The sequence below is a fragment of the Micromonospora sp. CNZ303 genome (assembly GCF_004345505.1).
The window spans coordinates 19,483-41,593 of the sequence record NZ_SLVT01000010.1 but is presented as its reverse complement, the minus strand read 5'-3'; the positions used below and the strand labels follow the sequence as shown (position 1 = coordinate 41,593).

20 protein-coding genes are annotated in these 22,111 nt (G+C 73.0%); 15 read left to right on the top strand and 5 right to left on the bottom strand.

Features of this window, described 5'->3' with window-relative positions; translation table 11 throughout:
* Positions 1-146: 146 nt before the first annotated feature.
* Genes EV374_RS17295 through EV374_RS17285 form a run of 3 tightly spaced genes read left to right on the top strand, consistent with a single transcriptional unit; the run spans position 147 to position 2,370 of the window.
* On the top strand, positions 147-1,070 hold the full coding sequence (locus tag EV374_RS17295; RefSeq protein WP_132236589.1) for an NAD-dependent epimerase/dehydratase family protein: 924 nt from the start codon (positions 147-149) through the stop codon (positions 1,068-1,070).
* Complete coding sequence (locus EV374_RS17290) at positions 1,067-1,543, top strand: nuclear transport factor 2 family protein (protein ID WP_132236587.1); 477 nt, start codon at positions 1,067-1,069, stop codon at positions 1,541-1,543. Before EV374_RS17295 ends, EV374_RS17290 begins: the two co-directional genes overlap by 4 nt.
* A complete protein-coding gene (locus tag EV374_RS17285; RefSeq protein ID WP_132236585.1) occupies positions 1,540-2,370 on the top strand; it encodes an SDR family oxidoreductase in 831 nt (276 codons plus the stop codon). Before EV374_RS17290 ends, EV374_RS17285 begins: the two co-directional genes overlap by 4 nt.
* A gap of 63 nt (positions 2,371-2,433) precedes the next feature.
* Here EV374_RS17285 and EV374_RS17280 read toward each other — a convergent pair whose 3' ends face one another.
* From EV374_RS17280 to EV374_RS17260, 5 genes are read right to left on the bottom strand one after another with little or no spacing between them, the layout of a single operon-like run.
* Entirely contained in the window at positions 2,434-2,952 is a 519-nt protein-coding gene (locus EV374_RS17280) for a nuclear transport factor 2 family protein (RefSeq protein WP_132236583.1), read from the bottom strand.
* 52 nt (positions 2,953-3,004) lie between these two features.
* Positions 3,005-3,901, bottom strand: a complete 897-nt coding sequence (locus EV374_RS17275) for a TIGR03619 family F420-dependent LLM class oxidoreductase (protein WP_132236581.1) — start codon at positions 3,899-3,901, stop codon at positions 3,005-3,007.
* Entirely contained in the window at positions 3,898-5,046 is a 1,149-nt protein-coding gene (locus tag EV374_RS17270) for a TIGR03617 family F420-dependent LLM class oxidoreductase (protein WP_207914275.1), read from the bottom strand. Before EV374_RS17270 ends, EV374_RS17275 begins: the two co-directional genes overlap by 4 nt.
* Positions 5,043-5,918 carry an SDR family oxidoreductase gene (locus tag EV374_RS17265; protein WP_132236579.1) on the bottom strand — a complete coding sequence of 292 codons (876 nt, stop codon included), beginning with the start codon at positions 5,916-5,918 and terminating at the stop codon, positions 5,043-5,045. The genes EV374_RS17270 and EV374_RS17265 overlap by 4 nt, the downstream gene beginning before the upstream one ends.
* On the bottom strand, positions 5,915-6,562 hold the full coding sequence (locus EV374_RS17260; protein WP_132236577.1) for a PaaI family thioesterase: 648 nt from the start codon (positions 6,560-6,562) through the stop codon (positions 5,915-5,917). The genes EV374_RS17265 and EV374_RS17260 overlap by 4 nt, the downstream gene beginning before the upstream one ends.
* 530 nt (positions 6,563-7,092) lie before the next feature.
* On the opposite strand from EV374_RS17260, the gene EV374_RS17255 reads away from it, so the two are divergent.
* From EV374_RS17255 to EV374_RS17200, 12 genes are all read left to right on the top strand, one after another.
* Positions 7,093-8,670 (top strand): ABC transporter substrate-binding protein, encoded by a 1,578-nt coding sequence (locus EV374_RS17255; protein ID WP_132236575.1) that lies wholly within the window; start codon positions 7,093-7,095, stop codon positions 8,668-8,670.
* 74 nt (positions 8,671-8,744) lie between these two features.
* Complete coding sequence (locus EV374_RS17250; protein ID WP_132236573.1) at positions 8,745-10,385, top strand: AMP-binding protein; 1,641 nt, start codon at positions 8,745-8,747, stop codon at positions 10,383-10,385.
* Positions 10,382-11,530 carry a CaiB/BaiF CoA transferase family protein gene (locus EV374_RS17245; RefSeq protein ID WP_132236571.1) on the top strand — a complete coding sequence of 383 codons (1,149 nt, stop codon included), beginning with the start codon at positions 10,382-10,384 and terminating at the stop codon, positions 11,528-11,530. The genes EV374_RS17250 and EV374_RS17245 overlap by 4 nt, the downstream gene beginning before the upstream one ends.
* Positions 11,531-11,621: 91 nt before the next feature.
* Positions 11,622-13,319 (top strand): AMP-binding protein, encoded by a 1,698-nt coding sequence (locus tag EV374_RS17240; RefSeq protein ID WP_132236569.1) that lies wholly within the window; start codon positions 11,622-11,624, stop codon positions 13,317-13,319.
* 57 nt (positions 13,320-13,376) lie between these two features.
* Positions 13,377-14,561, top strand: a complete 1,185-nt coding sequence (locus EV374_RS17235) for an acyl-CoA dehydrogenase family protein (protein ID WP_132236567.1) — start codon at positions 13,377-13,379, stop codon at positions 14,559-14,561.
* A complete protein-coding gene (locus EV374_RS17230; protein WP_132236565.1) occupies positions 14,558-15,571 on the top strand; it encodes an FAS1-like dehydratase domain-containing protein in 1,014 nt (337 codons plus the stop codon). Before EV374_RS17235 ends, EV374_RS17230 begins: the two co-directional genes overlap by 4 nt.
* Complete coding sequence (locus EV374_RS17225) at positions 15,571-16,698, top strand: acyl-CoA dehydrogenase family protein (RefSeq protein WP_132236563.1); 1,128 nt, start codon at positions 15,571-15,573, stop codon at positions 16,696-16,698. Before EV374_RS17230 ends, EV374_RS17225 begins: the two co-directional genes overlap by 1 nt.
* Positions 16,695-17,120, top strand: a complete 426-nt coding sequence (locus tag EV374_RS17220) for a MaoC/PaaZ C-terminal domain-containing protein (protein ID WP_207914272.1) — start codon at positions 16,695-16,697, stop codon at positions 17,118-17,120. The genes EV374_RS17225 and EV374_RS17220 overlap by 4 nt, the downstream gene beginning before the upstream one ends.
* Position 17,121: 1 nt before the next feature.
* A complete protein-coding gene (locus EV374_RS17215; protein ID WP_132236561.1) occupies positions 17,122-18,303 on the top strand; it encodes a lipid-transfer protein in 1,182 nt (393 codons plus the stop codon).
* Positions 18,304-18,456: 153 nt separating this feature from the next.
* Entirely contained in the window at positions 18,457-20,031 is a 1,575-nt protein-coding gene (locus EV374_RS17210) for an ABC transporter substrate-binding protein (RefSeq protein ID WP_132236559.1), read from the top strand.
* Positions 20,032-20,175: 144 nt separating this feature from the next.
* Positions 20,176-21,117, top strand: a complete 942-nt coding sequence (locus EV374_RS17205; protein ID WP_132236557.1) for an ABC transporter permease — start codon at positions 20,176-20,178, stop codon at positions 21,115-21,117.
* Positions 21,114-22,091, top strand: coding sequence for an ABC transporter permease (locus tag EV374_RS17200; protein WP_132236555.1), 978 nt, complete (start codon positions 21,114-21,116; stop codon positions 22,089-22,091). The genes EV374_RS17205 and EV374_RS17200 overlap by 4 nt, the downstream gene beginning before the upstream one ends.
* Positions 22,092-22,111 lie beyond the last annotated feature (20 nt).

The following is a 22,111-nucleotide window of genomic DNA, read 5'->3' as shown; positions in this document are numbered from 1 at the left end:
ACCGCCGGGGTGTGTGCGTGCACCCGGTTGACGCCGTAGCCCCACTCTCACACTTACCAACCTATCGCTTGGTTGGTAGGCTCGGCATCAGGCGGGCTCCCAGATTCGCGCCGGGGAGTCGCCTCACTACGCAAGGAGACCTCACGATGAAGGTGCTCGTCGTCGGTGGAACCGGCATGATCGGGGCCCACGCCGCCCTCCACCTGCGGGACCGGGGAGACGACGTCACCGTCGCCGCCCGGGGGACCGTCGACGCGGGCTCGCCCGTCGCCGACCTGCCCGCCCTGGTCGGGGACTACACCCGCCAGACCTTCACCCGCAAGGACCTGGCCCCCTTCGACGCGGTCGTCTTCGCCGCCGGGCAGGACGTGCGCCACCTGCCCCGCGACGTGGACGAGACCCAGTTCTGGAAGGAGACCCAGAGCGGGGGAGTGCCGGCCTTCGCCGCGCTCGCCAAGAGCGCGGGTGTCTCCCGCTTCGTCCAGGTCGGCAGCTACTACCACCACCTGCGACCCGACCTGGCCGACTCCCACGCCTACGTCGCCGCCCGCCGCGACGCCGACGAGGGAGCACGGGCGCTGGCTGACACCTCCTTCACGGTCTGCACCCTCAACCCACCCTCGATCATCGGTGCCATCCCCGGCGTCACGGCCAAGCGCTACCGCCGCATGGTGTCCTGGGCGGCCGGCAACGAGCCGCAGATCCCCGACCACGCACCGGCCGGCGGCACGAACTACCTGTCGGCCCGGTCCCTGGCCGAGGCGATCGGCGGCGCGCTCGACCGCGGCACGGCGGGCGCGGCGTACCTCGTCGGCGACGCCAACCTCACGTTCGCGCAGTTCTTCCAGTTGCTCGTCGACGCGGCCGGGGGCAACCGCACCATCGCCGAGCGCGACGAGCCGCACCCCTTCATGCCCGACTCGATGATCGTCCAGGGCCGGGGCAACGTCCTCGCCTACGAACCGGATCCGGCCGAGACCGCCCTTCTTGGCTACACCCGCGGTGACTGCGAGCGTGCCGCCGCCGAGCTCGTCGAGGTCGTGCGCGCGGCGACCGCTCCCAGGTCGTGACCGGCCTCGCCGCGGCCGACCTCGCCGCGCTGCGCGTACTCTCCGAGACGTATGCGGCGGCCGCCGACGACCGTGACGCCGCCGCGGTCGGCGCGCTCTTCGTCCCCGACGGCGTCCTCGTCGTCCCCGATCCGCCCGCGCACCTCGACCCCCACGTGTCCCACGTCGGCCGCCCCGCCGTCGTGGCCGCGCTCGGGGCACTCGCCGGCACCCTGGCGACGACCCATGTCGTGGCCGGGGCCCGCTACCTGCCGACGCCGACCGGGGCCCGTGGCCGGGTCCGCGGCACGGCCCACCACCTGCTGCCCGGTCGCGAAGGGCCCGGGGACCTCGTCTGGTTCCTGCACTACGACGACGAGTACGCGCGCACCGACGACGGATGGGCCTTCACGCGACGCGCCGTGACCATCAACTGGATCGAACGCCACCGCGTCTCCGCGACCAGGACCGACGAGGAAGGAACCGGCGGATGAGCGCCACCCGCAGGCTCGCGGACCGGATCGCGGTCGTCACCGGCGGCGCCCTCGGGATCGGCGGCGGCATCTCCCGCCGGCTCGCCGCCGCGGGTGCCCACGTCGTCCTCGTCGACATCGACGGGGAGGCCGCCGTCGACACCGCCGCCGACATCCGTGGCGCCGGCGGCGAGGTCGAGGTCGTCCTCGCCGACGTACGCACCACCGACGGTGTCGCCACCGCGGTCGCCGCCGCGTCGGCCCTCGACTCGGGTCGGGTCGACGTGCTCGTCAACAACGTCGGCGACTTCCGCCCGGCCGCCAGGACCTTCCTGCACTCGACCCCGCAGCAGTGGCAGGCGCTCTACGAGGTCAACCTGTGGCACGTGCTCGCGATGACCCACGCGCTGCTGCCCGGCATGGTCGAGCGGGGCCGTGGCGCCATCGTCAACAACTCGACCGTCGAGGCCTTCCGGGGCATCCCGGCGTGCGCCCCGTACTCCGCCTACAACGCCGGGGTCAGCGCCTTCACCAGGAGCCTCTCCGTCGAGGTCGCCGGCTACGGGGTGCGGGTCAACGCGATCGCGCCCGACCTCGCCGACACACCCCAGACGCCGGCCGCGGCGATGCTGCGCGGCCGCGACCCGGCGCTCATCCGCACGTGGATCCCCGTCGGGCGCTTCGGCGAGCCCGACGACTACGCCGCCGTCGTCGAGTTCCTCGCCAGCGACGACGCCCGCTTCGTCACCGGGCACACCATCCCCGTCGACGGAGGGACCCTGGCCGCCTCGGGCTGGTACGCGCGGGTCGACCGCAAGGGCTGGTCGAACATGCCCAACGAGGCCTGACCGGGTCCGCCGGACCCCACGCGGGGGTCCTGGGCCGGGGCGCTGCGGTTGGTGCGTACGGGCTCAGGCGCCGGAGTCGACGGCGCGGGCGAGGATGTCGCGGCCCTCGTCGGTGCCGTCGAGCTGGCGGTTCCAGCGGTGGGTCACCTGCCAGCCCTCGTCGGTTCGGGTGAACTCCCACCGGTTGGCGCCGGTACGCCAGATCCGGTAGCCGTTCTCGTCGGGAGCGTGGAGCACGAGCTGCGAGTAGTTCGTCACGACGGCCCGGTCGCCGTCGACGACGATGTGCGGCAGGCCCATGAGGTGGGCGGCGCCGGAGTGGATCAGGGCCTGGTGCCGCTCACCGGTCACCATGGCGCGCAGCGCGTCCCGGCCGTCGAGCACGACGGGGTAGGTGTCGTACACGCCCTCCTCGGTCCACATCCGGGCGGTGACCTCGGCTGAGCCGCTGTCGACGGCGGGACCGTAGCCGGCGACGATCCGCCACAGGGCGAGCTGGTCCTCGGCGGCGGCGAGGCGCCGTTCGGCCTGTTCGAGGCGCGCCTCGAGCCGGGCGAGCCGGTCGGGCTGTGGGTCGGGCATGGCGGGTTCCTTCCGAGCGGGCTTCTCGCGGGCCGATCCGGCCGGTGGCCGGTCAGGTCGTGGACGCGGTCGTCTCGAAGCGTTCCGGGGTGAGTTCGCGCAGCGCGGCCATCTGCGCGAGGTGGTGGGCCGCCGAGGTGGCCACGAGGCTCGCGTTGACCGCGGTCGCCCCGACGGCATCGGCCGTGCGCAGGTGCTCGCGGGAGCCGTCCGGGTCCCCGAGCGGGTCCAGCGGCGGGATCTGGAGCACGAGGTCGAAGTCGTCCGGGCGCTCCACGGAGGTCCACAGGCGGGTCAGTTCCTGCGGCCCGAGGCCGAACGGCGCCCACCCGGTGCCGTACGCCACGGCGCGGCGCAGCGAACGGCGGGTGCGCCCGCCGAACCACAGCGGCACCGTGGTGCGTGGCGCGTGCGGTTCGACGACGAAGTCGGTGAACGCGAACCGGGGTCCCTCGTGGTGCGGCACGGCCCTGCCCCACGCGGCGCGCAGGGCCGCGATCGCCTCGTCCGCGACCGCGCCGCGCCCGGCGAACTCGGCGCCGAGCAGGTCGAACTCCTCCTCGAGGCTGCCGACCCCGACCCCGAGGACGACGCGCCCGCCGCTGAGCAGGTCGAGGGTGCCGTAGGTCTTGGCGAGGGCCAGCGGGTGGTGGTAGCCGATGACGACGACGTTCGTCGCGAGCCGGACGCGTCGCGTCGCCGAGGCGAGGAACGACAGCGTGGCCACGGGGTCGAAATACGTCCCGCCCCGCTCGGCGGCGATCGGGGCGGGCACCGCGACGTGCTCGCTGCACGTCAGGTGGTGGTAGCCCAGCTCGTCGGCGGCGCGGGCGATGGCCAGCAGTGCGCCGCCGACGTCGTGGCCGGCCAGGACGTCCCGTTCCCAGGCGGCGGCGGTGCGCGGGTGCTGGACGACGACGGGGGTGAGCAGCCCGACGCGTGCGGTCATGGCAGGGTCTCCGATCCGGCCTCGCCGCGCGTCGCGCCGGTGGCCTCGTCGCTGGGGCCGCCGGTCGCGGGCGGGTCGCCGGCCGTGGTACTCGTCGGGATGTGCCGGAGGCGCTCGAGCAGCGCGCCGAAGTCCTCGTCGTCGGCCGGGTCGAGCGGCAGCCCGAGCCCGAGCCCGTCGGCGAGCCCGCCGTAGGCCCGCTCGAGCACGCCCGGCAGTTCGGCGTAGGTGCCGTGCGGGATGAGCGTGGCCAGGGTCTCGTCGTCGAGGGTGTCGGCGAGCCCCGCCCAGCGCCCGGAGGCGGCCATCCCGGCGAGCCGTTCGCCGACCCGGCCCAGGCCGAGCCGGTCCAGGGTCGTGCGGTAGGCCGGGGTGGAGAAGAGGAACGCCAGCTCCTGGCGGGCGGAGTCGCGAGTCGCGGCGAGTGCGGCCGGCGTCGGTCCGGTGATCGACTTGGACACGACGACGACCCGCGGGATCCGGGCGCGTCCGGCGCGCGCGGCCCCGACGCGGAGCGCGGGGAGCACGACCGTGCGCAGGTGGCTCGGGTGCGAGTTCGTCGCGTGGGTGACGAAGCCGTCGGCGAGCTCGCCGGCCACCTCGCAGACGCGCCGGTTGACCCCGCCGGTGTAGAGCGCCGGGGCCGCGGTCGACAGCGGGCCGGGGTTGAAGTAGGGCTGGAGCCGGGTGAAGCGGTAGTGACTGCCCTCGTGCTCCAGGGGCCCGCCCGTGGCGAACGCGGCGAAGATCGCCCGGATCGAGGCGAGGTAGTCGCGCAGGTTCTCGGCCGGCCGGTCCCACGGCACCGAGAAACGGCCGACGATGTTGCCGCGTACCTGGGTGGCCAGCCCGAGCTGGAAGCGACCCGCGGAGAACCGCGCGAGGTCCCACGCGGCGTACGCGGTCACCATCGGGCTGCGGGGGAAGGCCAGCGTCATGCTGGTGCGTACGGTGATCCGGCTGCTGTGCTCGGCCGCGAGCAGGGCGACCGCCAGGGAGTCGTGCGTCGTCTCGGGGACGTGCACGGTGTCGAAGCCGAGCCGTTCGATGCGCGCCACGACCGCGGGCACCTCGCGCAGCGCTGTCGTCGCCGGCAGCGTCGTGGCCAGCTCCATCCGGCCGGCGGACACCTGTGCCGCCGTCATGGGATGCGGCCCGACAGGGCGGCGTCGACGACCTCGTCGCCGCTGACGATCCGGGCGAGCTTCTCCAGCCGGGGCGCGCGGCGCAGGTGCGCCCCGCCCTCGACCGGCAGGCACGCGCCGGTGATCCACGACGACTCGGGACCACACAGGAAGCGGACCGCGGCGGCGATGTCCTCGGCGCGTCCGACCCGCGACAGGGGCTTCTCGGCGACGGTCGCGGCGGCCAGCTCGGGGTCGGCCAGCAACAGGCCCGGGTTCTCCCCGTCGGTGGCCACGATGCCGGGGCGTACGACGTTGACCCGTACCGCGAGGTGGCCGAGCTCGTCGGCGGCGACCCGGACGAGCGCCTCGAGCGCGGCCTTGCTCACCGAGTACGACGGCATGAACGGGAAGGAGTGCCCGCCCGCGCTCGACGAGGTGCACACGATCGAGCCCCCACCGCGCGCGGCCAGGGCCTGTCCGCCGTGCCGGATCGCGTGCAGCGCCGTCGTGACGTTGCGCCGGAAGTCGTGCTCGAGGGTCTCGGCGTCGAGGGCGAGCACGGGACGGAAGGTGCCGCCGCCGACGGTCGTGACGACGGCCGCCAACGGGGTCTCGTCGGCGACGCGCACCGCGGCGGCCACGTCCCGGTCGAGGGCGGAGTCGCCGACGCTGACCCGCACCGGCGGCGCCCCGGGAGCGGCTGCGGCGATCGTCGTGGCCGCCGCCCGCAGCGTCGCCTCGGTGCGGCCCATGATCGTCACGGCGGCCCCGTCGGCGGCCAGCGCGGCGGCGATGGCGCGACCGAAGCCGCCGCCCCCGCCGATGACGAGCGCGCCGCGGCCGGCGAGCGGACCGGGTGCGGCGCTGGTCGGGTCGGGACTCGTGCTCATGCGTGTTCCCTCGGGAGTCGTCGGAACCTGTCCCGCGTCGACGGGTCGTCCATGAGCACGAAGGTGCCCGTGGCCGTGACGCACGTGAGGTCCCCGACGCGCAGCTCGCCGGAGCTGCGTACCTTGCGTCCGTCGCGCCCGTCGTGCCGGGCCAGGATCGTGATCGTCGAGCCGATCGGGATGGCCGCGCGGAAGGAGACGGCGAGCCCGACGGTCACCGCGGCGTATCCGGCGCGGGCGTTGGCGATGCCGAGGGCGTGGTCCATGAGCATGGCGGAGGTGCCGCCGTGCACGTGCCCCGGCGGGCCCTGGAAGGCCAGCCGCAGGGTGACCTCGCCGCGCAGCGAGCCGTCCGGCTCGACCCAGAGACTCACCGGCGGCGACAGCGGGTTCTCGGTGCCGCCAGCGGGGTCGAAGCGGCCCGGGCCGGGCTGACGCCACATCGTCGCGATCCGCTCGGAGAGGTCCGGGGCGTGGGCGTCGATCCGGGCGGTGAGCCCGTCGAGATCGGCCACGATCCGGTCGGCGTCGGCGTCGATGGCCCCGCCCGCGCGGGTGATCGCGTCGACGAGCCGGCGGGTGGCCGAGGCGACGGCGTCGACGCCGGTGTCGCGGGGCTGTGCCGTGGCGAGGGTGGCTTCCACCGGGCGGACTCCTTCGGCCGATCAGGGCAACCAAGCGCTTGCTTGATCGCACTGTAGCGACCCGGTGGCGCGCTGGCAACGCTTGCGCCCGCCGTCGTCCCGGCGTCGCTCTGGTGGGCGGCGGTGCCGTCCGTCCACTGGTGGCGGTGGCGCCCGTCCGTGTAGGCGGCGGCGTCCCTCCGTGGGCCGCGGTGGTGGCCGTCCGCCGGGTCGTGGTGGTGTCCTTTTGTGGGTCGCGGCGGGCGTCCGCCCATTGACGCGCCCGCAGCCTGCCCCTACCGTCCCAATCGAGCGCTTGGTTGGCTCGCGGGGATGCCGCACGCCGGCAGTCTCGGGGACGCCGCGCGCCGAGCAGCTCCAGGCGGGCATCACGCCGCCGACGCCATCCACCACCCACCGTGACCACCGCGCCTCCACGGCCACTGCCGAGCGACCCGCCGGCACCCCCGTCGCGCCCCAGGCGCCCCGGGCCCCGCCGCCGGCCGCGGAGCCGCTCCCGGCGCGGAGCGGCAGGTCAGGAAAGGAGCACCTTGTCCCGCCTCCCGTACCACCGACGCCTCGCCGTCGCCGTCAGCCTGGTCGCCACCCTCGCCCTCGGAGCCTGTTCCGGCACCCCGACGAGCGACCCCGGCGCCACCGGTGCCGGCACGGGGGAGATCGACCCGGACGCCGTCCTGCGGGTCACGGCCTCGTCCCCGTTCCAGAACCTCGACCCGGCCCAGCCGGCCCCCGGCGGTTACCCCTACCTCACGCTGATCTACGACCGGCTCACCATGGTCGACTCCAGGGACGGGATCGTCCCCGGCCTGGCGACCTCGTGGACCTACGCCAAGGACGGCTCCTACCTCGAACTCGCCCTGCGCGACGACGTCACCTTCCACGACGGGACGCCCTTCGACGCGACCGCCGTCAAGGTCAACATCGAGCGCGGCCAGACGCTGCCGACGAGCACCATCAAGCAGGACCTCGCCGCCATCACCGGCGTCACCGTCGTCGCCGCGCACACCGTGCGCCTCAACCTCACGCCGGGCACCGGCGCGGTGCTCCCCTCGGCCCTGGCCACCGCCGCCGGCATGATGGTCTCGCCCAAGGCGATCGCCGACGGCGTCGACCTCAAGCGCGCCCCCGGCAACGCCGGCTCGGGCCCGTACGTCGCCACGGAGTTCGTGCCCAACGAGAAGTACGTCGTCAAGCGCGCCGAGGGCACCTACTGGGACCCGAACGCCGGGCGCCTCGCCGGGATGGAGATCACCCGCGTCCCCGAGGGCGCCACCAGACTCAACGGCGTCATCAGCGGTCAGACCGACCTCAGCTTCGTCTCCTCGGCCAACGAGGTCGTCCAGGCCCGCCAGCTCGGCGAGGCCGGCCAGCTCAAGGTCACCACCCGCCCGTTCCGCAACGTCCTCGGCATCCTGCTGCGCGCCGACATGGGCGACCTCAAGGACAAGCGGGTCCGGGAGGCCATTGCCCGCTCGGTCGACCCGGCCGCCATCCGCGCCCTCTTCGCCGACACCTGCACGCCCACCCGCAGCATCTACCCGGACAGCCCGTGGGCGGACCCGGCGGCGACCTACCCGTACGAGTTCGACCTGGCCAGGGCCAAGGCGCTGATCGCCGAGGCCGGCGGGGCCAAGGTGTCGATCAGCTTCTCCGCCGGCACCAACACCGAGCAGCCCGCCACCGCGATCCAGGCCGCGATGGCCCAGGCCGGCATCGACGCGAAGCTCAACCCGACGCCGAACTCCGAGACCGAGGCCCGCTTCATCGCCGGCGACTTCGAGCTCGAGGTGTCCAACACCTTCAACCCGCGCCTCGACCCGGCGGGCACGGTGGACAACTACCTCACCGGCAACTACAAGCTCGCCACCGACCCCGGAGCCATCGCCCCGATCGCGGCCAGGGCCGCCGACCCCCGCTCCAGCGTCGGGGAGCGCGCCACGCAGTACCACCAGCTGTGGGAGCGGCTGTTCACCGAGGCGTGGTTCATCCCGCTCTGCAACCTCACCAGCGCCACCATCGCCTCCCCGAAGGTCGTCGGGGCCGAACAGCTGCCGTGGACCAACCTCGGCCTGTTCGACCTGCGCACCGTCGCGATGACGAAGGGCTGAGCGTCAGGTACCCACCCGTCGGCCGGCCGGCCGGACACCCGACCGGTCGGCCCGAAGAAAGGCAGCCAGAGCCAGTGACCCGTCCCACCGCCGCCACCCCCCTCCTGCCCGCCCTGTCCCGACTGCTCGACGAACAGCCGGACCTCGCCCTCACCCTCGCCGGCACCCCGTTCACCGTGGCTGAGCTCGATGCCGCGTCGCGTCGCCTCGCCGGGTTCCTCGCCGACCGTGTCGCTCCCGGCGACCGCGTCGTCGTCCTCGCCCGCAACGGCCGCCTGGCCCTGCTCGCCTGGTGGGCGACGACGCTCTGCGGCGGTTTCGTCGTCCCGCTCAACACGAGCAACCGCGGCCCCGTACTGGCCCACCAGGTGTGCGACGCCGACCCGGTGGCGATGATCGTCGAGGACGAGTTCGTGCCCGTCCTCGACGACGCCCTCGCCGGCACGGGGCTACGGGCGCCGGTCCTCGTCGGCGCTGCCATGGCCGGCGGGCCCTTCTCGGGCCCGGTGCCCGCCTGGGCCACCGAGGTCGTCGACTTCGACGCCGCCGTCGCCGAGGGCTCGGCGGTGACGACCACCCCGGTCCTCGACGCGTACGCCACCAGCCACCTCATCTACACGGCCGGCACGACCGGACCGTCCAAGGCGTGCCTGGTCAGCCACGGCTACGTGGCGAACATGGCCCGCCAGATGCGCGAGAACCTCGAGCGCCACTCCGGTGACGTCCTCTGGTCGGCGATGCCGCTGTTCCACATGGCCGCCGTCGGGCACGTCATGGGCTCGCTCCAGCTCGGCTCGGCCATGGACGTCGCGCGGCGCTTCTCGGTCAGTGGCTTCTGGGACGAGATCCTGCGCTCCCGCGCGACGATGGCCGCGCTCATGGGCTCGATGCTGCCGATGATCGCCGGCGCCCCCGAGTCCGAGGCCGCCCGCAGGGCCTTCGGCCAGCTGCGCGTCGTGTCCGGCTCGCCGGTCACCGCCGACCTCGCCGCCCGCTGGACCGAGCGGTTCGGCGTCGAGCGGGTCGGCTCGGGCGCGTACGGCCTGACCGAGGCCAGCCTGATCACGCTCACCCCGCCCGGGGGTTACCGCGCCGGGGCGGCCGGCAAGGTCAACGACTCCTTCGAGGTGCGCATCGTCGACGAGCACGACAACCCGCTGCCCGTCGGCGCGGTCGGCGAGATCGTCGCCCGCCCCACCCGCCCGGCGATCATGTTCAACGGCTACTGGCGCCAGCCGGAGAAGACCCTGGAGGTCTTCCGGGGCCTGTGGTTCCACTGCGGTGACTTCGGCCGTCTCGACGAGGACGGCTACCTCTACTTCGTCGACCGGGGCAAGGACTACCTGCGACGCGGCGGCGAGAACATCTCCAGCTTCGAGATCGAGGGCATCGTCGCGGCCCACCCGGCCGTCGGCGAGGTCGCCGTCCACGCGGTCCCCTCCCCGCTGGCCGAGGACGACCTCAAGGTGACGGTCGTGCCCGCGCCCGGCGCGCGGATCGACCCCGCGGAGCTCTTCGGGTGGCTGCACCCGCGGCTCCCGCGCTATGCCGTCCCCTCCCACATCGAGGTCCGCGCCGAGCTGCCCAAGAACGCCGTCGGGCGGGTCCTCAAGCGGGTCCTGCGCGAGGAGGGCGTGACCCCGCGGACGTGGAGCACGGACCCCCGCGCCGTGACCGGCACTCCGGTCCCGGCGAGCGCCGGGGAGCAGGCGTGAGTGCCGCCCCCGGCCAGCGGTCGGCGGGGCCGCTGGCCGGCCTGCGTCTGGTCGAACTCGGTGGGCAGGGGCCGGTGCCGTTCGCCACGATGATGCTCGCCGACCTCGGTGCCCAGGTCGTGCGGGTGGACCCGCCCGGCGGGCCCGACCGGCGGGAGCGCGCGCAGGTCAACGCGATCGACCGCGGCCGTACGGCCGTCACGCTCGACCTGAAGTCGGAGGCCGACCGGTCGCTCGTGCACCGGCTGCTCGCCGACGCGGACGTGCTGCTCGACCCGTTCCGTCCCGGGGTGCTCGAACGTCTCGGCCTGGATCCGGCCGAACTCACCGGGCGGTACCCGCGCCTCGTCGTGGCGCGGATGACCGGCTGGGGCCAGGACGGTCCGCTCGCCTCGGCCGCCGGGCACGACCTCAACTACATCGCCGTCTCCGGGGTGCTCGACACGATCGGCCTGCCCGGGCACGGCCCCGTCGTGCCGCCGATGTACCTGGCCGACTTCGCCGGCGGCGGCATGGTGCTGGCCTTCGGCGTCCTGGCCGCCCTGCACGAGCGCGTCTCCTCCGGGCGCGGGCAGGTCGTGGACTCGTCGATGCTCGAGGGCAGCGGGCTGCTCACCGTCGTCATCCGCTCGATGCTCGCGCGAGGCGCCTGGAACCTCACCCCCGGGACGAACTACCTCGACGGCGGGGCGCACTTCTACCGGGTGTACCGCACCGCCGACGACAGGTTCATGTCCGTCGCGGCCATCGAGGCGAAGTTCTACCGCGCGTTCCTGCGCACCCTCGGTCTCGATCCGGAGGACGGGCCGGGGCAGTTCGACGAGTCGGGGTGGGCCGGCTGGGCCGAGCGGATCGCGCCAATCTTCGCCGGACGCACCCGGCAGGAGTGGACCGGCGTCTTCGAGGGCGTCGACGCGTGCGTACACCCGGTGCTGGACGTCGCCGAGTCGGCCGGGCACCCGCAGGTGCGGGCCCGGCGCGCCGTCGTCGAGGTCGAGGGGATCGCCCAGCCGGCCCCGGTGCCCCGCTTCTCGCGGACGCCCGCCGGGATCCCGCGGGCCCCCCGGCGCCGGGGTGAGGACACCGACCGGGTGCGCTCGGCGCTCGCCGGGGCCAGCCCGTGGGAAGCCCTGTCCAGGCCTTGACCTGCGTCACACCCCACCTTACGATCTCGACCAAGCGCTTGCTTGTTGCCGCTGATCCGCATTCGACGACGAACGAGACGGAGCGACGTCAATGACGACTCAGACTTCGGTGGCCCGAACCTCGGGGCCCGCCGTCTTCGGCGACATCGTGCGCGGGCGTACGGCTGACGACCACCCGGGCCTCCTCTTCGAGGGCCGCACCATCACGTGGGGCGAGGTCGTGCAGGAGGCCGCCGACCGGGCCGCCGCCCTGGCCGAGGTGCCCCGGCCCGAGGGCAGGCCGCTGCACCTGGGGGTGCTCCTGGAGAACACCCCCGACCACGTGTACTGGATCTGCGCGGCCGCGCTGGCCGGCGCCACCGTCGTCGGGATCAACCCGACCCGACGCGGCGCCGAGCTGGCCCACGACGTGCGGCACACCGACTGCGACCTGCTCATCACCGAGGACCGCCTCGCCGGCCTCGTCGACGGGCTCGACCTGGGCATCCCCGCCGAGCGGGTGCACAACACCGACTCCCCGGAGTACGCCGCCTGGCTGGCCCGGCACGCCGGCGCGCCGGTGCCCGTCGACGCGGTCGACCCCGGCGCCAACCTGCTGCTCATGTTCTCCTCGGGCTCGACCGGGGCCCCGAAGGCGGTCATCTGCTCGCACGGGCGCCTCGCCGCAATCTCCGAGGCGCTGCTGGCCCGCACCGAGCTGACCCGCGACTCGGTCAGCTACCTGTCGATGCCGCTGTTCCACGGCAACGCCGTCATGCTCAACCTCGGGCCCGCCATGGTCTGCGGCGCGACGATCTGCATGGTGCGCAGGTTCTCCGCGTCCGGCTTCGTACGCGACGTGCACGAGCACGGCGTCACCTACTTCAACTACGTCGGCCGGGCCCTCGCCTACGTCCTGGCCCAGCCGGTCGACCCGCGCGACGCGACGAGCACACTGCGCCGCGCCGTCGGCACCGAGGCCTCGGCCACCGACATCGCCCGCTTCACCCGGCGCTTCGGCGCCGTCATCTCCGAGGGCTACGGCTCCAGCGAGGGCGTCATGCGGATCAACCGCACCCCCGGCACGCCCGACGAGGCGCTCGGCGTGGCAGTCGCCGGGGCCGAGATCAAGGTCATGAACGAGGCCACCGGGCTGGAGTGCCCGCCGGCCAGGCTCGACGGGACCGGACGGCTCGTCAACGCCGAGGAGGCCATCGGCCAACTCGTCGGAGTCGGCATGGCTGCCCGGTTCGAGGGCTACTACAAGAACCCCGAGGCCGCCGCCGAGCGGATCCGCGGCGAGGACTTCTGGTCCGGGGACCTGGCCTACCGCGACGCCGACGGCTACTTCTACTTCGCCGGCCGCTCCTCGGACTGGATCCGCGTCGACAGCGAGAACTTCGCCGCCGGACCGGCCGAGCGGATCATCGAGCGCTGGGACCGGGTGGCGGTCGCCCCCGTCTTCGCCGTGCCCGACCCGCGCACCGGCGACCAGGTCATGTGCGCGCTCCAACTGCGCAACGGCGCCAGCTTCGACCCCGAGGCCTTCACCGCCTTCCTCGACGCGCAGGCCGACCTCGGCACCAAGTGGCGGCCCCGCTTCGTGCGGATCGTCACCGAGATCCCCACCACGGGCAACAGCAAGGTCGCCAAGCAGGTCCTGCGCCGTGCCGCCTGGGTCACGACCGACCCCGTCTACGTCCGCGACGGCGCTTCCACCGCGTACCGCCTGCTCACGGCGGCGGACGTCCAGGACCTCGAGAAACAGTTCGCCGACAACGGGCGCACCGCGCTCCTGCCGGCCACCTGACCCGCCGGCCCGCCCGGCCCGCCGACGGGCGCCCCACGCCCCGAGAAGAGGACATCCATGTACCTGGAGTACACCCCGGAGCATCGAGAGCTGAGCCGGGAGCTGCGCGCCTACTTCGCGCGCCTGCTCACGCCCGAGGTCCGTGAGGCGCTGGGCGGCACCAACGAGGACCGTCCGGCGTACCGCGAGATCATCCGTCAGATCGGCAGGGACGGCCTGCTCGGGCTCGGCTGGCCCAAGGAGTACGGCGGCCAGGGCCGCCCGGCGCTCGACCAGTACATCCTCTTCGACGAGATCAACCGCGCCCAGGCGCCGTTCCCCTTCGTCACCATCAACAACATCGGTCCGATGCTCATGCGCTACGGCACCGAGGAGCAGAAGCGCACCTACCTGCCGGGCATGCTCACCGGCGACGTCATCTTCGCCATCGGCTACAGCGAGCCGGGCTCCGGCACCGACCTCGCCTCGCTGAAGGCCAGGGCCGAGGCCACGCCCGAGGGGGGCTGGGTCGTCAACGGCCAGAAGGTCTTCACCAGCGGCGCCAGCCAGGCCGACTTCGTCTGGATGGCCGTGCGCACCGACCCCGCCGCCCCGAAGCACAAGGGCATCACCATCCTCATCGTGCCGACGTCGGACCCCGGCTTCAGCTGCACGCCGATCGCCACCAGCGGCATCACCCACACCAACGCCTCCTACTACGAGGACGTACGCCTCGGCCCCGAGGCCCTCGTCGGCGAGGTCAACGGCGGCTGGCGCCTCATCACCGGCCAGCTCGGCCACGAGCGGGTGGGCCTGGCCGCCATGGGCGGGCGTACCGAGCAGTTGTGGACCGACGTCGCCGCGTGGGCCGCCGAGCCCGACGCCCACGGCGTCCGCGTACTCGACAAGCCGTGGGTGCGCACGGAGCTGGCCCGCGACTACGCCGAGCTGACCGCGATGCGCCTGCTGAACTGGAAGATCGCCGTCGTCGGAGAGGGCCAGAACCCGGCCCCCGCCGCCGCGTCCGTCGCCAAGGTCTACGGCACGGAGACCCACGACCGGGTCTGCCGCAACCTCGTCTCCGTCGTCGGGCCCCGCGCGACCCGGCGCCCCGGCGCCCCGGACGCCGTCCTCGGCGGACAGCTCGAGGCATACACCCGCGGCTCCTACATCAACACCTTCGGCGGCGGCACCAACGAGGTGCTGCGCGACATGATCGCGGTCGCCGGCCTCGGCATGCCGAGGAAGGGACGCTCCGCATGAGCGCCACGACGCGGACCCCGGCCACCGACGCCACCGACGAGGAGGCCTTCCTCGCCCGCCTGCGGGAGTTCGTCGGGCTCGAGGCCACGCCCACCCGCCACGCCCAGGACGCCGTCAACCAGGCGATGATCCGTCACTTCGTCGAGGCGATGGGCGACGAGAACCCCGTGTACGTCGACGAGCGGGCCGCCCGGGCCACCGGCCGCGAGGGTGTCGTCGCCCCGCCGCCGATGCTGTCCACCTGGCTCATGGTCGGCTACAAGGCCCACACGGCCGGCGCCGTGGCGGACACCCCCATGGCCCGGCTGCTCGCGATCCTCGCCGGGGCCGGTTTCGTCGGGGTCGTCGCGACCAACGACGAGCACGAGTACGTGCGCGAGCTGCGCCTGGGCGACGAGATCAAGATGACGACGGTCATCGAGGACGTCTCCCCGCGCAAGACCACGGGCCTGGGCACCGGCCACTTCATCACGACGCTGCGCACCTACACCGACCAGGACGACGAGGTCGTGGCCCGCCAGCGCTTCCGCATCCTGCGCTTCGACCCGTCCCGCGCCAGGCCCCCGGCACCGGCCGCCGCCGACCCGGCGCAGCGGCACAGGCCGTTCGTCCTGCGCGACAACGCCTTCTGGTTCGAGGCCGCCGCACAGCGTCGCCTCGTCATCCAGGCCTGCACCGACTGCGGCACGCTGCGTCACCCGCCCGGCCCGATCTGCCCCTCCTGCCAGTCGTACGCGTGGCACGAGGTCGAGGCGAGCGGACGGGGCACGGTGCACAGCTACGTCGTCAGCCACCACCCGAAGGCGCCCGGGTACGACTACCCGCTCACCGTCGTGCTCGTCGACCTCGAGGAGGGCACGCGCCTCGTCGCCGACTTCGTCGGGAACGCCGACGAGGTCGAGATCGGCATGCCCGTGCGGGTCGACTGGCTCGACTACGACGAGAACCTCACCCTGCCGCGCTTCCGGGCCGCGACCTCCGCATCGGAGCCCGCCGGAGAGGAGAACTGATGGACTTCCAGCTCGCCGAGGACCAGGTCACGGTCAACGATCTGGCGCGCGACGTCTTCTCGCGCCACGGCGACCCGCAGCGCCTCTTCGACATCGAGGCCGGGCCGGACCGCTTCGACCGCGTCCTGTACCGCGACCTGGCCGGCTCCGGCGTCCTCGGGCTGCTCGTGCCCGAGGAACACGGCGGCGCCGGGCTGGGCCTGTGGGAGGTGGCCGGGGTCTTCGTCGAGCAGGGCCGCACGCTGGGCACCGTCCCGCTGTGGGAGACCCTCGTCGGCGGCGTCCTGCCGCTGGTGCGCTACGGCGACGCCAAGCAGCAGGCCGAGTGGCTGCCCCGCGTGGCCGCCGGGGACGTGGTCCTCACCGTGGCCGTCGACGACCTGGCCGACGCCCGGCCGTACGGCGCCCGCGTCCGCGCCCGGTCCGGCGCCGGGCCCGACGGTGCGGGGGTCACCCTGAGCGGCGCCGCCGTCGGCGTCCGCTCGGCGCACCTCGCCGACGCGATCGTCGTCCCGGCCACCGACGAGGAGGGCACGGTCGGGCTCTACCTCGTGCCGACCGCCGGCGCGGGGGTGCGCCGCGACACCTTCGAGCGCACCGACCGGGGGCTCGCCTCGGACGTGCACCTCGACGGCGTCGCCGCGGAGCTGCTCGCCGAGGGCCCGGGGGAGGACCGGCTCGACTGGCTGCTGCGCCAGGTCTGGATCGCCGTGGCCGCCCTGCAGAGCGGCGTCAGCCAGGCCGCCGTGCGCCAGGCCGCCGACTACACCTCCGGGCGCGAGCAGTTCGGTGTGCCGATCGCGACCTTCCAGGCCGTCGCCCACCAGATCGCCGACTGCCACATCGACACCGAGGCGATGGAGGTCACCTACCTCAACGCGCTCTGGCGCGAGACGGCCGACCGGCCGCCCCGCGCGGCCGTACACGTCGCGAAGTACTGGGCCGCCGAGGCGGGCGACCGCGTCGCGCGCACCGTGCAGCACGTGCACGGCGGCATCGGCGCCGACGTCACCTACCCGATCCACCGCTACATGCTCTGGACCACCCAGTTGGCCAACACCGCCGGCTCGGGGGCCTGGCACCTGCAGCAGCTCGCGGACCTCGTCGACGCGGGGGAGCAGCTGTGAGCGGCACGCAGATCACCATCGCGCAGGTGAGCGTCGGCGACACGCTGCCGGAGCTCGAGATCCCGCTGACCCGGACCCTCATCGTCGCCGGTGCCCTCGCGACCCGCGACTACGAGGACGTGCACCACGACCCGGCCCAGGCCGAGCGGCGCGGCACCCCCGACACCTACATGAGCATCAACAACACCAACGGGCTCGTCGGCCGCTACGTCACCGACTGGGCCGGCCCCGCCGCGCGCATGGTGCGCCTGAGCACCCGCCTCGGGGTGCCGAACTTCCCGGGCGACGTGATGCGGCTGACCGGAGAGGTCGTCGGCGTCGAGGAGGACACCGTGCGCGTCGCGGTGCGCGGCACTAACAGCAAGGGCGCGCACGCCGTCTCCGAGGTGACCGTGCGCCTGCCCCGCGGAACGGAGCAGTGACGTGACGTCCAACTTCCTGTCGGGGCGTACCGCGATCGTCGGCATCGGCGCGACGGAGTTCTCCAAGGACTCCGGCCGCAGCGAGCTGCGGTTGGCCGTCGAGGCGGTCTCGGCCGCCCTGGCCGACGCGGGCCTGAGCCCCGCCGACGTCGACGGCATGACGACCTTCACCATGGAGACCAACCCGGAGAACATGGTCGCCCGCAGCCTGGGCATCCCCGAGCTGAAGTTCTTCTCCCGCATCCCGTACGGCGGTGGCGGCGCCTGCGCCCCCGTCCAGCAGGCCGCCATGGCCGTCGCGAGCGGCGTCGCCGACGTCGTCGTGGCCTACCGCGCCTTCAACGAGCGCTCCGGCGTCCGCTTCGGGCAGGGGCCGCCTCCGGCGAAGACCCAGGCCACCTCGGACAACGAGTACCGCTCCTGGGTCAACCCGTACGGCCTGCTCACCCCGGCCCAGCACACCGCGATGTTCGCCCGTCGTTACATGCACGAGTACGGCGCGACCAGCGAGGACTACGGCCGGGTCGCCGTGCTCGCCCGCAAGCACGCCGCGAACAACCCCAGGGCGTGGTTCCACGGCAAGCCGCTCACCCTCGAGGAGCACCAGGCCTCCCGCTGGATCGCCGAGCCGCTGCACCTGTTCGACTGCTGCCAGGAGACCGACGGCGGTCAGGCGATGGTCGTCGTCAGCGCCGAGCGCGCCAGGGACCTGCCCGCCACCCCGGCCTACATCGTCGGGGCGGCCCAGGGTCTGGGACCGGACCAGTACCAGATGGTCAGCTACTACCGCGAGGACCTGACCCGGATCCCCGAGGTCGAGCTCTGCGCCCGGCAGTTGTGGGCCCAGTCGGGCCTCGGGCCCGCCGACATGGACGCGGCGATCCTCTACGACCACTTCACCCCGTACGTGCTCCACCAGCTCGAGGAGTACGGCTTCTGCGGTCGCGGTGAGGCCAGGCACTTCATCGCCGACGGCAACCTCGAGGTCACCGGGTCGCTGCCGACCAACACCCACGGTGGCCAGATCGGCGAGGCCTACCTGCACGGCACGAACGGCGTCGCGGAGGGCGTCCGCCTCGTCCGGGGGACCTCGACCAACCAGCCCGACGGCGTACGCACCGTCCTCGTGACGGCCGGCGTCGGGGTCCCGACCAGCGCACTGATCCTCTCCGCGGAGGGCTGACCCGCCGGGTGGCCGGCACCCGCACACCTGAAGGCCATCGCATCGACCCACCGATCCCACCGATCCCACCGATCCCGCCGGGCAGCCGCCGGACGGGGCAGCACCACCACCGATCAGCCGGAACCACTCGGCTCGTTTTTTGGAAGGATGAGAATGGGCGTCAGGAACAGGACCAAGAAACGTGTGTTCGCGCTGATCGCCATCGGGGCCCTCGCCGTGGCCGGCTGCAGCTCACCGGAGAGCTCCGGCACCACCGGCGCTTCCGGGGGCGAGATCGACACCTCGGCCGTGCTCAAGTTCGCGTCGGCGGGTCCGCTGCGCGACCTCGACCCGGCCGCCCAGACGAGCTACGGCGCCTGGGGCTACCTGTTCCTCGTCTGGGACCGGCTGACCATGCTCGACAAGGACGACAATATCGTCCCGGGCCTGGCCAAGGAGTGGAACTTCGTCGAGGACGGCAGCGTCCTCGAGCTGAAGCTGCGTGACGACGTGAAGTTCCACGACGGCACGGCGTTCGACGCCGAGGCCGTCAAGGTCAACATCGAGCGCGGCAAGACCCTCGCGGCCTCGACCCTCAAGGGCGACCTCGCCGACATCGAGTCGGTCGAGGTCGTCGACAAGACGACCGTGCGCCTCAAGCTGGTCAAGGGCAAGGGCGTCCAGCTCCCCGCGTCCTTCACCGGCACGGCCGGCATGATGGTCAGCCCGAAGGCCATAGCCGACGGCGTCGACATCAAGAACAAGCCCGGCAACGCCGGCTCCGGCCCGTACGTCGCCACCGAGCTCGTGCCCCAGGAGAAGCTCGTCCTCAAGCGGGCCGACAGCTACTGGGACCCGAACGTCGGCCGCCTCGGCGGCATCGAGCTGCAACGCGTGCCCGACGCCGCGGCCCGCCTCAACGGTCTGCAGAGCGGCCAGGTCGACCTGGCCCCGCTCAGCTCGGCCGGTGAGATCGCCACGGTCGAGAAGATCGTCACCACGGGCAGCGGCCTGCAGCAGCACCAGGTCAAGTTCAAGAACCTCGTGGGCGTCTACATGCGCGCCAACAAGGGCGCCGTCGCCAAGCCCGAGGTCCGCCAGGCGATCGCCCACGCGGTCGACCCGGCGGCGATCAGCGCGCTCTTCAGCGGCTACTGCACGCCGACGCGCCAGCTCGTCGGCGAGACGGACCCGAGCCGCATCCCGAACTACACCTACCCGTACGAGTTCAGCGTCGACAAGGCCAAGGCCCTGGTGCAGCAGGCCGGCGGCGCCAAGGTGTCCATCACCTTCGCCGCGGGCACGAACGCCGAGCAGCCGGCGAACGTGGTGCAGGCGTCGCTGAAGGCCGTCGGCATCGACGCGACGCTCAACCCCGTGCCCAACACCGAGAACGAGCCGCGCTTCATCGCCGGTGACTTCGAGATGATGGTCGCCACGTCGTGGAGCCCGAAGGCCGACCCGGCGGCGACGGTGAACACCTACCTGCTGAACACCTACAAGCTCGCCGCGGACCCCTCGCTCGTCGCGGCCAAGGCAGCCGAGGCCGGCAATCCCGCGTTGTCGATGGACAAGCGCGCCCCGCTCTACCAGGACATCTGGAAGACGACTCTCGAGCAGGCCTGGTACGTGCCGCTGTGCAACCAGACCAACGCGACCGTCGCTAAGGCGAACGTCGTCGGCTTCGACAACATCCCGATGTCGAACATCGGCATCTGGGACCTGCGCAACATCGCGGTCAAGAAGTGACCGTCCGCTCCTGACCACCCGGTGGTGTCGCCGCCGGACCCACCCGCCGTGGCGGGGCCGGCGGCGACACCTCACCGGCCCCGCCCGGCACCAGGCCGCGCGACCGGCCAGTCCCAGGCACCACGCCCAGAGTCGAGGTAGGACATGCTCCGCTACGCCGGCAGGCGACTACTCGCGGCAATACCCCTGCTGTTCGTCGTCCCGCTGCTCGTGTTCGTCCTGATCGAGTTCGCCCCGGGGGACCCGGCCGCCGTCCTCGCCGGTGACGAACCGACCCCGGAACGCGTCGAGGCGATCCGCGAGGAACTCAACCTCAACGATCCGGTCCTTCTGCGATACCTCACGTGGATCGGCGACGTCGTCCGCGGCGACCTCGGCACGTCCTTCCTCTCGGACCAGACCGTGACCGAGCTGCTGACCCGGCGGATGGCCACGACGATGTCGCTGGTGCTCGTCGCGATGATCTTCGCCGTCGTGCTCGGGACCACCCTGGCGCTCGTGGCCACGCTGCGCTCCGGCGGCATCGTCGACCGGGTCGTCAACTGGTTCGCCTCGATCTCGATCGCCATCCCGGGCTTCTGGTTCGGCCTGGTGCTCGCCTCGGTCTTCGCGGTGGGGCTGCAGATGTTCCCGGCCTTCGGCTACCAACCGCTCTCCGACGGGTTCTGGCCGTGGCTGTCGCACCTCATCCTGCCGGGCATCGCCCTCGGTCTGCTCCCCGCCGCCGAGGTGACCCTGCAACTGCGCTCGGCGCTCGGGCAGGTCATGAAGACCGACTACATCCTCAACGCCGAGGCCAAGGGTCTGTCGCGCGCCAGCGTCGTGTTCAAGCACTCCCTGAAGAACGCGTGCATCCCCGTCATCACCGTCCTCGGCTTCCGCGTTGCGGAGGTCCTCGCCGGGTCGGTGACCATCGAGATGATCTACAACATGCCGGGCCTCGGGCGCACCGCCGTCGAGGCCGTGCAGGGGCGTGACGTGCCGGTGCTGCTCGGTTTCGTCCTGTTCAGCACCACGATCGTCGTGCTCGTCAACCTCATCGTCGACATCTCCTACGGCTACTTCAACCCGAAGGTGCGGTCATGAGCACGAATCGGCCCCCCGCGTCCCCGGTGCCGGGCAGCGAATCATCCGACGTCGGCGTGCCCGGCGACGGCCTCACCGGGACCGTCCTCACCGAGGTGCCCACGGCGGCCGTCGGTACGGGTGCGCCGGAGCCGGTCGCCGCCCCCGGCATCCTCAGGAGCATCGTGCGTCGCCCCACGACGATCGTGGCCGGCGTCTTCCTGCTCGTGCTGACCCTCATCGCGATCTTCGCCCCGGCCCTGGCGCCGTACGACCCCGACGTGCAGGACCTGTTGCAGCGGCTCAAGCCGCCGAGTGCCGAACACTGGCTGGGCACCGACGACTACGGCCGGGACGTGCTGAGCCGGCTCATCTTCGGGGCGCGGGTCTCGCTCTGGGCGGCGCTGCAGGCCTCGGCCGTCGCGCTCGTGCTCGGGCTGCCCTTCGGGATGATCGCGGGCTACCGCGGCGGTTGGGTCGACACGATCCTCACCCGCGTCATGGACGCGCTCATGAGCGCTCCGTCGCTCGTGCTGGCCATCACCATCGTCGCGGTCCTCGGCTCCGGCATCACCAACGCGATGCTCGCCATCGGCCTGGTCATGGCACCGCGCTTCTTCCGGGTGGCCCGCGCCGGCACGATGGACGTGCGGCACGAGACCTACATCGAGGCCTCGATCGCCCTGGGCTGCAGCACCCTGCGCACCGCGGTGCGACACGTGCTGCCCAACGTGCTGCCGCCGATCATCCTCGTCATCTCGGTGTCGCTGGGCAGCGCCGTCGCGGCCGAGGCGAGCCTGAGCTTCCTCGGGCTGGGCGTCACGGCCCCCACGGCCAGTTGGGGCTCGATGCTCTCGACGGCCTCGTCGAACATGCGCCTCGCGCCGTACCTCGTCTGGCCGCCCGGCGTGATGATCTTCCTCGCCGTCCTCGCCTTCACCTACGTCGGTGACGGTGTCCGTCGCGCCCTCGTGCGCACCCGGTCGGGCAACTGACCGGCCCGGCCTCCACCAGG